This window comes from uncultured Treponema sp. (assembly GCF_946187725.1).
In the GTDB taxonomy this organism is placed as follows: Bacteria; Spirochaetota; Spirochaetia; order Treponematales; family Treponemataceae; genus Treponema_D.
In genome coordinates this window covers 25,485-38,606 of sequence record NZ_CAMHSK010000026.1, presented here as the reverse complement: position 1 = coordinate 38,606, position 13,122 = coordinate 25,485, and the positions used below count along the sequence as shown (strand labels likewise).

The following is a 13,122-nucleotide window of genomic DNA, read 5'->3' as shown; positions in this document are numbered from 1 at the left end:
CCATTACGCATATAAATAATATTCAATTGCTTCAAGACTTTTCTAAAGACGAAGGGGAAGAACTCGACATCGGAAAATGTCAGAAACTTCTCAATATGATGTGCAAATACTATTGGTGTGCTGGCTGGATTTGCGAACCGCCACATTTACCAGTTGACAGTATCAATTTAGAATCTTTGGAAAGCGATAAAACAGAATATGAAAATTTAAAATCCACTCTAGGTATCACAGGAAAAAATAAAATAAAGTGGACAAACGATATTTCAAAAATAAAAAAATATGAATTCATAATAAATGCTTTTTCTAATTTTGCAAAATCACAAGGTTATGATTCCGTAGCCGTTTGGGAACTGTGTAATTGGAAAAGGAAATCAAACCAAGAATAAAGCCATAACAGGAGGAAAATAATATGGCAAGAGAAATGGAATATGTCGGCACTATTAAAAAGTGTCCGAATTGTGGAGCTGAATTGCAGAGTTTTACAAGTATTTGTCCTAGTTGTGGGCATGAGCTTAATGATAATCGTGTGAATGAATCTGTAAAAGATTTTTTTGAAAGACTTACAGATTTGTATTCAGAAGAAGATATGCAAAATCTGATTGAAAATTATGTTGTTCCAAACACAAAGGAATCAATCCTCGAATTCTATGTGCTTGCGGCTTCTTTAATAAAAACAAATGTAAATCCATTTACAGCCGAAGGTAAAAGAAATGCCCGCCAAAATGAAATTTGGAGAGCAAAGTTAAATCAGCTTTCTATGAAAGCAAAAATAGCACTTGCTTCCGACCCAGACGGACTTGCAAAAGTTGCGATGATTCAAAAAGAAGTTGATTCGGCAACAGCAAAAGCAAAGAAAATGAAAACCGGTATAATTGCCGCAATTACTGGTGCAGCTGCAATTATTGTTGTTTCATTGATATTTGCTCATATAAGTATTACTGGCGGATTTATAAAAATTCCTAAAGAGACATTTATTCCTGCTGAAAATGTCACTTTAATGGGAGATGCATCCAAATATTTTAAAATTGGCGGTAACGGAATAACTCTTTATTATGGGGATGACACAGGTGATGAGCTTCCTAGAATTTCAGGACAACTGGTTGCACAAGGCGACATAAAAGCTGAGGTTGAAAAACAATATAAGGATTTCTTGGCTATGAAAAAATGGAATGCCAAAGATTGTACAACAAAGTTGCATTGGAATGGAGGTTATTTTAATGATGTATTTATATCTATAAAATCTGATATAGAAACACAAGACTGTCCTTTTATCGCTGAAATTTCAGGATTTGGCGATGCTTTAATGCTAAAAGATGCTTATTTTTCTTTTTTTCAAATTTTAAAGATGACTATTAATGGAAAGCATCCTACAAAAAGATATAAGATGGCAATCGCAAATATTATGAATGCTAAAACCTGTAGAATAAAAATAGGATTTATCCTAACTGTCAAGAATGAAACATTAAAAGCAGATTTATTAGCGGCTGGAAAAAGCAGAGAAGAGGCTGAAAAGCGCGAGGTTACTTGGGACGATATATATATTAAATAATCAAGGAGAAAAACAAATGGGCATATTCAACAAAAAAAATGAAGGCGGCTTAATGGATGTTATCCGCTGTGACGAGCCGACATACCTTATCTGGAAGTGGCGGCCAGCTGGAGCCGTTGATGCAAACTCAACCAAAAAAGAAAACGCAATCCGCTACGGCTCTTCTTTACGTGTAAAGGACGGCGAGGTTGCGGTTTTTGTTTATCCTCAGAAAAGCGGTGCAATGCAGGACTATATCGAAGGACCTTTTGACCAGACGATTAAGACAGCAAACTTTCCTGTGCTTTCTTCTATAGTTGGGGCGGCATTCGGCGGGGCAAGTCCTTTTCAGGCGGAAATCTACTTCATCAATCTTGCGGGAATCATTCAGGTAAAATTCGGAGTTCCGTTTTTTGATGTAGCTGACGCACGAAATACAAACTTTACGGTTCCTGTTGCAGTCCGAGGTTCAATCAATTTCAGAATTAAGGATTACAAGGAATTCATAAAGCTTCACAGGCTCATTGATTTTGATTTGGAAGCTTTCAAGCTCCAGATTCGTGATGCGGTCTGCAATTATGCAAAATCAATCGTAGCAAACATTCCTTTTGATTTGGGGATTCCAGTCATTCATTTAGAAAGAAAAAATTTTGAAGTAAGCAATACTTTGACATCTGCTCTGCAAGCCCGTCTGTCGAATGAATTTGGAGTTACTGTCACTTCGGTTGATGTAAGCGACATTGAGCTTGATAAGGAAAGCGAAGGCTACCGTGAGCTTAAGGCTGTCACCACGGATATTATCAGCGACCAGGAAAAAGCAAAGAGCGCAATCAGCATTCATCAGATGGAGCGCATGGCAGACATCAATATGGACGAATACCAGCGTGCGGCCCGTCTAGGAACAGAAAGTGCGAACCTTGCGGCTCATCAGATTGACCAGGCGACACGAGTGGGACTTGCGGGTGCTGAAGCACTTGGAAAAATGGGAGCGGCTGGCGGTCTTGGCGTAAATCTCGGAAATGGGGGTGGCTTTAACCCCGCAAGCATGATGGCCGGAATGGCAATGGGCGGAGCAATCGGTCGGAATGTTGCAGGAATGATGAACAACGCTCTGGGCGGACTGAATCAGCAAGTTCCACCGCCGCCACCAAAGCAAGATGGCTACAATGTTGCTGTAAACGGACAGAGCACAGGACCCTATCAACTTGCAACGCTTTCTCAGATGGCGGCAAATGGCCAGCTCACGCGAGAAAGTCTTGTCTGGAAAGCAGGCATGGCAAACTGGATGGCGGCAGGGAATGTGCCGGAGCTTTCTGCTATTTTCGGGCAGGCAACTCCGCCAGTTCCACCGATTCCGCCTGTGCCACCAGCATTGTAAGGAGTTCTTATGAAAATAAATTGGATTGTGCTTTTAATTTCACTCGGCATTGCAGCCCTTGCTGGCTACGGATTTTACGCGGGAACATCGAACCTGTTTCTGACATTCGGCGGCGGAGGATTCCTTTTCCTCACGCTTTTCGGGCTTTTTGCGGTGTCGTTCGGGCGTGGGAGTGCGAACATAAAGGCACTTTCGCTCGTATTCTTTGTGCTTTCGCTCGCTGAACATTTGCTTTTTGCCTTCAAAGGCTTCAAGCAGGCTCCGTACATTGTCATCACAGGCATTTTGTTTTTGCTTTATCTGATGATTTTTTATGCGGTTGCAAAGGGTTTGAAAGAATAAAGGAAACTGCTCATGACGAACGAAAAATCAGACAACAACATCAATGAATCTCAACCCCAAAATCTCCAAGAACTCATAGATTCCACCCCCGAAAACGGCATTCTCAAACTTGAAGCTAGCGTTTATAAAGGTTCTTTTTCAATAGAATCAAAAATCACGCTACAGGGTAAAGGATTTTCGGACAAGGATGATTCTCTTGCAAATTTAAAAACGATTATCGTTGTTCCTAAAAATGAACCTATCGTCATAAGTGGTGCGGCAACGCTTGAAGGAATCGTTTTTATCGGCGAAAAATTTTACGAAAAACACAAAAACCGCATACAGAGCGAAGTCATACCGTATCAGCTTGTGAGCGACAAAAACACGGAAAAGCGCGAAAGGGCCTACAAGCTTCATCAGAAATATATGGAAGAATTTGAAGAATATTCAAGTAATCACGAACGGGATAAGCTCTACGAAATTGCAGAAAATGAGCTTGATAACGCACTTTTGCGTATAGAATCTGATGGGGTGGTGCTCCGTAAGGTTTGTGTTGCAGGTTCGCCGTCAAACGGAATTGTTGTCGCTGACAAGGCGGAATTTTCTTGTGTATATGCTGTCAAAAATCAGTTTACGAATCTTGTAGTAAAGGGTGGGGCAGAAGTTAGTTTTACCCCTATAAACGAACGCGGACTTTTGCAGAATTCATTTTCTTATTCGTTCAGAGCATGGGGAATCCACTGTAACGGAAAAATCTTTTTGCCAGACAGCGAATCTGAAAATGAAACAGGTCTTTATGCCGACTGCAATATGCTGCAGGGAGTCTGCTTGAACGGCAAGATAAACGCAGAAAAAGCACTCTCGGGGAAAATATGTGCACGTTTCAATTTTGGAAATGGTTTTGGCATATATGAAAAAGCAACTGCAAATCTAAAACAGATTTATCTTAATGAAAACACATACACAGCTCTTATTCTTGATGAACAGGCTTGTCTTACAGTAGATAATATTGATTCACGCAATAATGGTGGCGGTGGAATTGAAGTTTGGGGAGCTTCGAATCTTCATGCAGGTTTGGCGTGTTGTGTCAGCAATAAAGAAGAAGGTATCGTCGTTGCAGAAAAAGCTAAACTGCATGCCGAAGAAATCTTGCTTACGGAAAATCATGGTGAGTTCGGAGGGCTTTGCGTACAAGATGATGCTGTCGCAGAAATTGAATCATTCGAGTCTTATGAAAACCAGCTTGGATTTTTTGTGACGAGCAATGCAAAACTGAAAATTATCGGCGAAGAATCTAAAGTTTATGATAATGAAAAAGGCCATTGCAAATTAGAAAGAAATGCAGTTGCAGAATTCACAAACATCAGTTTCTTTCACGAAGCAGAAGAAAGCGGTTACATTCCCATGGCAGATGATACTGTGGGAAAACTCTTTGTTTCGGAAAATGCAAACGCGAAGTTCAATAACTGCTATTTCTATAACAGTCCAAGTGAAGAATATGTTGTTTATGTTAAAGATTCTGCTTCACTTGAGTTTGATTCCTGTCATTTTGGCATAAAACCTGAACAAGGTGATTATGATTTAAAAGATACAAAAATTCACAGCGGAATCTGCGCATCGGGGAATGCTTCAATCACGCTTGAAAACACAATAGACATTAATTGCAAAGTGAAACATTTTATAAAAGTAGAAAAGTCTGTTAAAATCACAGATGACGGTTCAAACGATAAAGCAACCGTAAAGCGCACCGCAGGAACAAAAAAGTGAAAAATGGTGAGTTTGTCATAAAACAAAAAACTCGAATCTCAAATCTCGCATTTCTTTCAAAACACACCGGCGAGCCATATTTGTACGACTTGCCGATGTGGGATGGCGTAAATCACAACTCTGTGTTCGTGTTTTTGCAAAAAGATGATGTAAGGGCTTTTCTTTCTGCAAACGGAATTTCTGCCCCAATACTAGACCGCATTACCGAAGAAGATTTACGTGATGAAAAAATCCATCGCAAGCTGGCAATTATGGAAAAGCAGGATGAGTTTATCAAAGAAAAAATTTTATGCCCGATTTTTACTTCACCTGTCATACATAACTTGTTTCAGCATCCCAACGAAGAAATTCCGAATCATGATATTCTCCATTTGAAAAATTCCGCTGTTCAAGGCAATTTTCTTTCCTTACGTAATCCATTCGATATTCAGCACCTTACAGGACAAATGGCAGAACTCCAAGGTGAACTTTACGAAGTTAGAAAAGGACAATTTGTGATGTATATTTACTTTCTATAATCTGTCTTCTGTCGACCAATATAACGCTATAATACAATTTTTTTTTACACTACACTATTGTTTTTATTTCAGTTCCTTGTACATTCCATTACATAATCATGATATTCTTTTGTTGTTGCCATGCGCCCTCCGGTTTTATTGCATAAGGTTAAATGGACAGAATCATTCCTTCAGCATTGTCTTTGAATCCCAGACTTTTATAAAGCGGATGTCCCATTTCTGTTGCATCAAGGCTGATTTCTGTTACGCCGCGATTTTTTGCCTCGTCAATCAAAAACTGAACCATCATTTTTCCAACGCCTTGCCTTCGGAATTGGGCTCTGGTGTAGACATTCATGAGATGCGCACGCTTTCCTGTCGGATGTGAAAATGTCGGCATAATAGTAATGTAGCTCAGTGTTGCGCATCCTGCAATTTGCTTTCCGTCCATTGCAAAAACAGTCGTCTGAGCGCCATTTAGAAAATATTCCCGGCTATATTCAATCAAATCGTTACTGAAGTTCTCATTTTCTTTTAAATTGTTCACGATTCTAAGCATTTCGAGCCTTATTTCCATAAGAGCATCAATATCTTTGTCAGTAGTCTTTTTGATTTCCATCATTTGTTTATGTCCTCCTTAACGGGCACACGCGCCTGCTGCATATAATGTCATAAAACGGTGCCAGACGAATTGACGATAAATCTTTGCTGTAAATAAGAGAGCTGTTCTTTATATGATTGTCAGTATTTCCAATTATGTAGTTAAAAACGGCATTATGGACTTTTCAATCCGCCAATTATGCGTGAAACATCGTCAAAATTTCTATCAAAACGTCTGGTTTATACCATTTACCAGAAGCTTCATCATAATACAATCCGACTTTTCCAGATGCTCCAGTCAGAGAAAGATGGCTTTTAACAACTATTTCAGCTGATTTACTTGCACCTTCTTTAGCAAGCGCCCTGATTTCTTCAATAGACAGAGGTGTATAACCTGACTTTACAGTAGGTTTGTCTTCATCAATAAGTCGTTCGGCTTTATTTATTCGTTTTAAGTATAATTTAGCCGAACGGCGTTGTCAATGATTGTTTAATTTATTAGTTCAGGCAATACTGTTGACCCTGCTTTCATCTTGCTGTGATTTTGTAGCTAAATGTCTTACACAAACTTTCAAAATCTGCTAAGATAATCTCACTTTTCAATAGATTGCCTAATCTTATTAAGAGCGGATTTCCGCACCTTTCTATGCTCATGCGCAAGGTCTTTGCGCAGTTATAATGCAATCACATTTATATTCTGGAGTTTCGTATGCCAAAATCTTTGGGACAGGAAATTCTTTTTACCATTCTGATGGTATTTGTTATGGTTTATGCAATGATTTGTTACAACATTGCACTCGCAACGGGCGGAATGACTAATTCAGTGTTTTTGCTGGCTTTCCACGAACTGCCGATTATGGCGCCGGTCGCTTTCGTCCTTGATTTCTTTATTGTGGGTCCAATCGCCAAGAAAATCACTTTTTCTAAGTTTGATGTGAAGGCTGTAAATCCTGTTTTCATCATCCTTTCGATTTCAATATGTTCTATCTGGCTGATGTGTCCGCTCATGAGTCTTGCCGCTACAATTCTTTTCAAGGGCGGTTTTCAGAAAGAAATGATTTCAATATGGCTCCAGACCACAGCTTTAAACTATCCGATGGCAACTTTCTGGCAGCTTTTAGTTGCAGGGCCAATTGTTCGTTCAATTTTCGGCCTGATTTTTAAGAAATAAGGCAAGGAGCGTCATTATGTTCAGACCAATGCGAAGATTCAAGCAGCAGATTCCAAACGAGAAATGCATCGAAATCCTCAAAACAGAAAAGCGGGGAATCCTTTCTTTAATCGGCGATGACGGATATCCTTATGGGATTCCGCTCAGTCACTACTACAATGAAAAAGACGGAAAACTTTATTTCCACGGGGCAAAAGAAGGCCACAAAATTGATGCAATCAAAAACTGCAATAAGGCAAGTTTCTGCGTTATGGACCAGGGCTTCAAAAAAGAAGGCGAATGGGCTTTGAATATCAACAGTGTTATTGCTTTTGGTAAGATTGAGCTGATTACTGATATCGAACAGGCAAAAGAAATCTGCACTCATCTTGTTCAGAAGTTTACGGATGATCCAGAATATCTTGAAAAGGAACTCGCCAACGCCTTGAGCCGCGTTCAGTGTTTTGTACTGACAATCGAACACATGACCGGCAAGCTGGTGAATGAGTCGTAGGGATTTTATTCCTTATATTTTCTTCAGTAAATCCGCAAGCGATGTTTTCTGCATTTCATCTTCCATGGCTTTCTGTGCCGAAGCCAAAGCCGGGTCAAGCACGAGATGAATCTTGCTTCCCACAGGACAGTTGTTATTCGGATTCGGGTGAAAATTGAAAACCTCGCGTTCTTCTTCGCCTTCGTTGATTGCGTTGTAAATATCAAGCAAGGTGATTTTTTCTGGTGTACGGGCAAGATGAGAACCGCCAACGCCTGCAGCAGTTTCAACAAGTCCTGCCTTCTGCAGCTGAAGGAGAATCTTTCTTATAATTACAGAATTTACGCCGGTGCTTGCAGAAATGAATTCCGAAGTAACGCGCATGTCTTTTTCAAAATACTGAATACATAAAAGTGTATGCACAGCCGCTGTAAAACGAACACTGATTTTCATAAGGCTATTTTACCATTTTCTTTAGAATTTCGCCAATGTCGTCATTTATACAGATTGAACGACTCGCAATTTCCTTTGGTGCAACAGCCTCACCAAAGTTCAGACAGGCATAAGTCGCATTCGGATTCTGAGCTGTCATCTGCCAGAAAGGATATTTTATGATTACAGGTGTATTTGCCCCTACTCCAAGTTCAAGAAAGAGAATTTTTCCACCGGCTGCAGCCCCTCTTGTCTTCAAAAAATTCTGATAGCGTTTAGCTGCCTTATGCCAGCCTTCATCTTCAACAAAGGTATCATCTGCACGAAGATTCATTGTAAGGCGGCTTCCATAATCCGGACATTTTGGAATCAGCTCAGACGGAATCTGCATTTTCAAGCTGCCACTTTCCGGCACCTGAAAGATTCCGTTTGAATCAAGTACAAATCCCTGGGCTTCAATAGCCTTCATTACCCACTCTTCGTTGTCATAGGTTTTGCCGTTTTTCCCGTCAACAGTCTGAAACAATCCATAGTCGCCCTGAGTATAAAAAAGCCGCTTCTTGTCAAAACCTGCACGCTGAAACTGATGATCAACGTTTGTTGTAATTACAAAATAATCTTTTCCGCTCACAAGAGAAAGCAAATCGTCATAAACCTTTTTTGGAGGATTGATATAGCGGTTGAAATAAATGTGACGAGCCCACCATGCCCAGAGAGTCTCCTCATTTGGGAAAGGATAAAATCCACCGGAATAGATGTCACGGATTCCAAAGGCTTCTGCAAAATCAAAAAAATATTTCTGGAACCGCTCTCCACTGTAAGTCAGACCTGCTGCTGTTGAAAGCCCTGAACCCGCTCCAATGACGAGAGTATCACATTCAGATAGTGCTGATTTTAATTTTTCAATTTCTTTCATTCAAAACCCTCCTGTAAATTATCTCATCTTTCTCACTGAAAACATTGAACACAACCTTAATTTTATCACCGGTCTGATTCTTCCATTCCTGCACTGTTTCTACAGCAATTTCTGCGGCCCTGTCTGCAGGAAAACGGAACACTCCTGTTGATATACAGCAGAAGGCAATTGATTGGCATCCCTTTTCTTTTGCAAGGTTGAGACAACTCTTATAGCATGAAGCAAGTAAGTCGCAATCAGCCTGGGTGAGTTTTTCTCCCACAATCGGGCCGACAGTATGAATTACATATTTGCTCGGAAGATTGAAGGCCGGAGTGATTTTTGCCTGTCCGGTCGGCTCTTCATGCCCCTGCTTTTGCATGATGTCCGCACACACGGCCCGGAGCTGAATGCCCGCAAATGTGTGAATGCAGTTGTCTATGCAGGAGTGATTTGGATGCCAACAGCCAGTCATTCCGCTGTTTGCCGCATTTACGATTGCGTCAACTTTGAGTGTAGTGATATCACCACGCCAAAGATAAAGGTCGCCCACAAGAGGTGACAAATCAGCGATGTCCGTAATCCCTCGCGAACGATTTTCTTCGGCCAGGTATTCATTCTGAACGCGTATAAACTCTTCGCTTGCAGGAACAGGAGGACGAACATTCACAAGAGAGCGAAAAAGATACTTCTGCTCATCATCAGAGCAAGGAAGTTCGATGTCCTTATACTCAGGTTTTTCTTGAAAAAGATATCTGATTAAAAATTCCCTTCGTTCTCTTTGTGTCATACTGCACTTCCTGCTTTGCCTGCACGCGCCCTAATTATATTATTCTCTTACAAGAGAAATTCTCTTCTGAATATTCTTGCCGTTCTTGATTTCTTCAACCATAGCTGCGGCATAATCTGCATAACTGATGATGCTTTCGCCTTTTGAATTGAGGGTAAGTTCTTCACCACCCCAGATCCACTTGCCTGTCTTTGGTGCGTCTGCCTGGAAGTCTCCTGCCGGGCTGATGTATGTCCACTGAACGTCATTGCGCTTACGCAAATCTTTTAGGGCAGCTGCCATAGCATTTGCAAGAGGCTTAAAGATATCCGGGAAATCAGGACCATCAGAAACGGTTGCTGTATGCTCCTTGTTCACATAAAGGCTTCCTGCACCACCAACAATTAAAAGACGAGTTTTTGTTCCAGCGAGCAAATCGCAAAGATGGTTGAGTGACTTTCCATGATTAGGGAGCTCTGCTTCTGTCCATGCACCAAAGGCATCTACAACAGCATCGAAACCTGCAATATCTTCTTTTGTGATTGCAAAAATATCTTTCTGAACAAAGTTTTTTGCATCGCTTTTGTTTTCTCCGCGTGCAAATCCTGTAACATCAAAACCAGCTGCCAAAGCTTCTTTTACAACCAGTTTTCCAACTTTTCCGTTTGAACAAATTACTGCTACCTTCATGTGTAACTCCTTGTGGGGTGTCCATCCCCAAATTGAAATGTTCTTCTGCACAACGGCAGACTCTCTTGTAAGTAGTTGTTCTTTTCGCCTTACAACTATAAATATACAGCAGCTTTGTTGTAATGTCAATAGAACATTGTAAAAAAAATGTTAATTTTTTAAATCTAGATTCTCTTAAAATACGCTCCGCCGTTCTACTTTCATACGCCAGGGATTGCAGGGGCGGCGTAGCCGTTCCGAAGGAATGGAGTGCGGTTAGCACGGAACCCCGAAAAGCCCGACCCTCGTGCCGGTTGCGCTTGTCGAAACCAGCACGAGGGTGGCGCCCTGTTATTTCAAATTAGTCTCAAAGAAGCTCTGCAATTTATCCCACGGAATGAAGTTGCCGTTTCCGCCGTCGTACAGGTCGCAGTGAGTTGCGTTCGGCACGATTAAAAGCTCTTTGTTTGCCGTGAACTTGCTGCCCTTAATCATGTCGTTGTAAGCAGTCTCGCCCATGTAGCGGCTGTGAGCTTTTTCGCCGTGGACGATGAGGACAGCCGAGCGGATTTCGTTGGAGTATGTCAGAAGGCTGGTGTTCATAAGACTTGTTGATGCGGTGCTTGCCCAGCCCATGTTTGAGTTGAGTGAGCGGGGGTGGTAGCCGCGGCCGGTTTTGTAGTAGTCCCAGTACTGGCTGAAGAACGTGTCTCCTTCGGGGCGCTGTTCTGGAAGTCCGCCTGCTGTGGGGTAGTTGCCATTTGCAAAGCTTTCCGTGCGGGCTTTGTTTACGGCGACTCTTGCCTGGTAGCGGGATTCCTCATTGTCGTTTTCGTCGAAGTAGCCTTTGTTTGCGATACGGCTCATGTCGTACATTGTCATTACGGCAGTCGCCTTGATGCGAGTGTCGATTCCAGCCACATTCAGAGCCATTCCGCCCCATCCGCAGATTCCGATGATTCCGATTTTCTCCGGGTCAACATTCGGAAGGTTCGAGAGATAGTCTACCGCTGCCTGGAAATCCTCTGTGTTGATGTCGGGGCTGTTCATGTAGCGTGGCTGTCCGCCTGATTCGCCAGTGAAAGAAGGGTCGAATGCGATGGTGAGGTAGCCTCGTTTTGCCATTTCGTGCGCATACAATCCGCTTGCCTGTTCTTTTACCGCACCGAAAGGTCCTGAAACTGCGATTGCGGCATATTTTCCGCCGGCAGGGGCAGTCTTTGGTGTGTACATATCAGCGGCGAGCGTGATTCCAAAATGATTTGTGAATGTGACCTTTTTGTGGCTAACTTTGTCAGACAAGGCGAAAGTTTTGTCCCATTTTTTCTCAAGCTTAAGTTTTTCCATTTTTACCCCGTTTTTCGCATCTTTGGCGAATCCATTTGAAAGTGAAGCCAAAGCGATTGCTGTGGCACAAAGAAGTTTAAAAGATTTCTTCATAGAATACCTCCGTGATGTTTTTAGAATACAATGAGCGGAGTCTTATATCAAATACTTTGTTTTTATAAATAATTATGCTTTTTAGGCATAGACTTCCAGAAAAGGCCTGTGTTACACTTTAGGTATGGAACTTCGTGTACTAAAATACTTCATCACAATCGCACAGGAACAGAATATCTCACGGGCGGCGGAAATCATTCATATCACGCAACCGACCCTCTCTCGGCAGATAATCGAGCTTGAGGACGAGCTTGGCGTTCAGCTTTTTGAGCGGAACCGTCAGAACCGAAAATTCATTCTGACTGATGAGGGCGTGCGCTTTTACAATTATGCGGTGCAGATTATGGAACTTTCTGAAAAATCAATCGAAGAGTTTCGGACTGATTCTTCGCAGATTTCGGGTAAAATTTATATCGGGGCTGGGGAGACAAAATCGCTTTTCAGCGTTGCGGATGCCTTCAAGAAAATCAGGGAAAGTCATCCGAAGATTGAGGTAAGCCTTTTCAGCTCAGATGCGAGCGTGATTTGTGAACGGCTAGACCGTGGCTTGTGCGACTTCGGCGTTTTCATCGGCTTTAAGAGCGTCGAAAAATACAATCACATTACGCTTCCACGGAAGGACCGCTGGGGACTTATCACACGCAAGGACAATCCGCTCGCCAAATACAAGTCGATAAAAAAAGAAAATCTACTGGAGCATTACGAGCCTTTTTTGTTTTCCGCTCAAGCAATAAAAAACCGCGAACTTTTGGACTGGTTCGGCGGTTCAATAGAAAAATATAATCTGATTGGAACTTATAATCTTTTGTATAATGCTTCAATTTTTACTGATGAAGGAATCTGCTCGTGCATCAGCCTTGAAGGAATTACCAGCACCACGGAAGAAAGCCCGCTTTGTTTTGTTCCGCTGGAGCCACCGATTTACAGTGAGGTGTATCTTGCATGGAAGAAAGACAGGGAGCTGTCCAAGCCAGCAAAGGTGCTTCTGGAAGAAATTAAGAAGAATTGCGGCTGAATTAACTTCAAGTTTTTTCCACATCATCAGTAGAATTAGCCCTCTTTTACTCCCCTCATTGGTGATTCAGTTAATTTTTGATATTCTGTCATTACTGGCACCGGGTAGGAATGCTTTAAGCATTCAGTCTCATCGTTAGGTCTTAGAAGATGGACAATCATTTTATAA

At 41.8% G+C, this 13,122-nt stretch carries 15 protein-coding genes and 1 pseudogene; 9 read left to right on the top strand and 7 right to left on the bottom strand.

Translation table 11 applies throughout. The features are described 5' to 3' along the window. The 6 genes from Q0Q74_RS09920 to Q0Q74_RS09895 all read left to right on the top strand — a co-directional run. Positions 1–386, top strand: a 386-nt coding sequence (locus Q0Q74_RS09920) for a hypothetical protein (RefSeq protein WP_294430412.1), incomplete at its 5' end; no start/stop codon positions are given. 23 nt (positions 387–409) lie between these two features. Further along, positions 410–1,549: a zinc-ribbon domain-containing protein gene (locus tag Q0Q74_RS09915; RefSeq protein ID WP_294430410.1), complete on the top strand. Its 1,140-nt coding sequence runs from the start codon at positions 410–412 to the stop codon at positions 1,547–1,549. Between the two features lie 16 nt (positions 1,550–1,565). Further along, positions 1,566–2,906 carry an SPFH domain-containing protein gene (locus Q0Q74_RS09910; protein WP_294430407.1) on the top strand — a complete coding sequence of 447 codons (1,341 nt, stop codon included), beginning with the start codon at positions 1,566–1,568 and terminating at the stop codon, positions 2,904–2,906. A gap of 9 nt (positions 2,907–2,915) precedes the next feature. After that, positions 2,916–3,248, top strand: coding sequence for a hypothetical protein (locus tag Q0Q74_RS09905; protein ID WP_294430405.1), 333 nt, complete (start codon positions 2,916–2,918; stop codon positions 3,246–3,248). Positions 3,249–3,260: 12 nt separating this feature from the next. Further along, positions 3,261–4,994, top strand: a complete 1,734-nt coding sequence (locus tag Q0Q74_RS09900) for a hypothetical protein (RefSeq protein ID WP_294430403.1) — start codon at positions 3,261–3,263, stop codon at positions 4,992–4,994. Further along, positions 4,991–5,512, top strand: a complete 522-nt coding sequence (locus tag Q0Q74_RS09895; protein WP_294430400.1) for a hypothetical protein — start codon at positions 4,991–4,993, stop codon at positions 5,510–5,512. The genes Q0Q74_RS09900 and Q0Q74_RS09895 overlap by 4 nt, the downstream gene beginning before the upstream one ends. Positions 5,513–5,660: 148 nt before the next feature. Here Q0Q74_RS09895 and Q0Q74_RS09890 read toward each other — a convergent pair whose 3' ends face one another. Beyond that, positions 5,661–6,113: a GNAT family N-acetyltransferase gene (locus Q0Q74_RS09890; RefSeq protein ID WP_294430393.1), complete on the bottom strand. Its 453-nt coding sequence runs from the start codon at positions 6,111–6,113 to the stop codon at positions 5,661–5,663. A gap of 4 nt (positions 6,114–6,117) precedes the next feature. Beyond that, positions 6,118–6,255: pseudogene (locus Q0Q74_RS14220) on the bottom strand (HipA domain-containing protein); the annotation flags it as partial. 545 nt (positions 6,256–6,800) lie between these two features. On the opposite strand from Q0Q74_RS14220, the gene Q0Q74_RS09885 reads away from it, so the two are divergent. Together Q0Q74_RS09885 and Q0Q74_RS09880 are read left to right on the top strand one after the other, a co-directional pair. Continuing rightward, entirely contained in the window at positions 6,801–7,262 is a 462-nt protein-coding gene (locus Q0Q74_RS09885) for a DUF2798 domain-containing protein (RefSeq protein WP_294430392.1), read from the top strand. Positions 7,263–7,278: 16 nt separating this feature from the next. Next, positions 7,279–7,755 carry a pyridoxamine 5'-phosphate oxidase family protein gene (locus Q0Q74_RS09880; protein ID WP_294430390.1) on the top strand — a complete coding sequence of 159 codons (477 nt, stop codon included), beginning with the start codon at positions 7,279–7,281 and terminating at the stop codon, positions 7,753–7,755. Positions 7,756–7,767: 12 nt separating this feature from the next. Here the strand turns inward: Q0Q74_RS09880 and Q0Q74_RS09875 are convergent, their stop codons facing one another. From Q0Q74_RS09875 to Q0Q74_RS09855, 5 genes are all read right to left on the bottom strand, one after another. Then, a complete protein-coding gene (locus tag Q0Q74_RS09875) occupies positions 7,768–8,187 on the bottom strand; it encodes an Rrf2 family transcriptional regulator (RefSeq protein WP_294430388.1) in 420 nt (139 codons plus the stop codon). A gap of 4 nt (positions 8,188–8,191) precedes the next feature. Next, entirely contained in the window at positions 8,192–9,082 is an 891-nt protein-coding gene (locus Q0Q74_RS09870) for a Sir2 silent information regulator family NAD-dependent deacetylase (protein WP_294430387.1), read from the bottom strand. Then, positions 9,069–9,851, bottom strand: coding sequence for a protein-ADP-ribose hydrolase (locus Q0Q74_RS09865; protein ID WP_294430384.1), 783 nt, complete (start codon positions 9,849–9,851; stop codon positions 9,069–9,071). Before Q0Q74_RS09865 ends, Q0Q74_RS09870 begins: the two co-directional genes overlap by 14 nt. Before the next feature lie 39 nt (positions 9,852–9,890). Then, a complete protein-coding gene (locus tag Q0Q74_RS09860) occupies positions 9,891–10,520 on the bottom strand; it encodes an SDR family oxidoreductase (protein WP_294430381.1) in 630 nt (209 codons plus the stop codon). A 330-nt stretch (positions 10,521–10,850) separates the two neighbouring features. Next, on the bottom strand, positions 10,851–11,939 hold the full coding sequence (locus Q0Q74_RS09855; RefSeq protein ID WP_294430378.1) for an alpha/beta hydrolase: 1,089 nt from the start codon (positions 11,937–11,939) through the stop codon (positions 10,851–10,853). Positions 11,940–12,063: 124 nt separating this feature from the next. On the opposite strand from Q0Q74_RS09855, the gene Q0Q74_RS09850 reads away from it, so the two are divergent. Beyond that, a complete protein-coding gene (locus Q0Q74_RS09850) occupies positions 12,064–12,954 on the top strand; it encodes a LysR family transcriptional regulator (RefSeq protein ID WP_294430377.1) in 891 nt (296 codons plus the stop codon). The last annotated feature ends 168 nt before the right edge of the window (positions 12,955–13,122 follow it).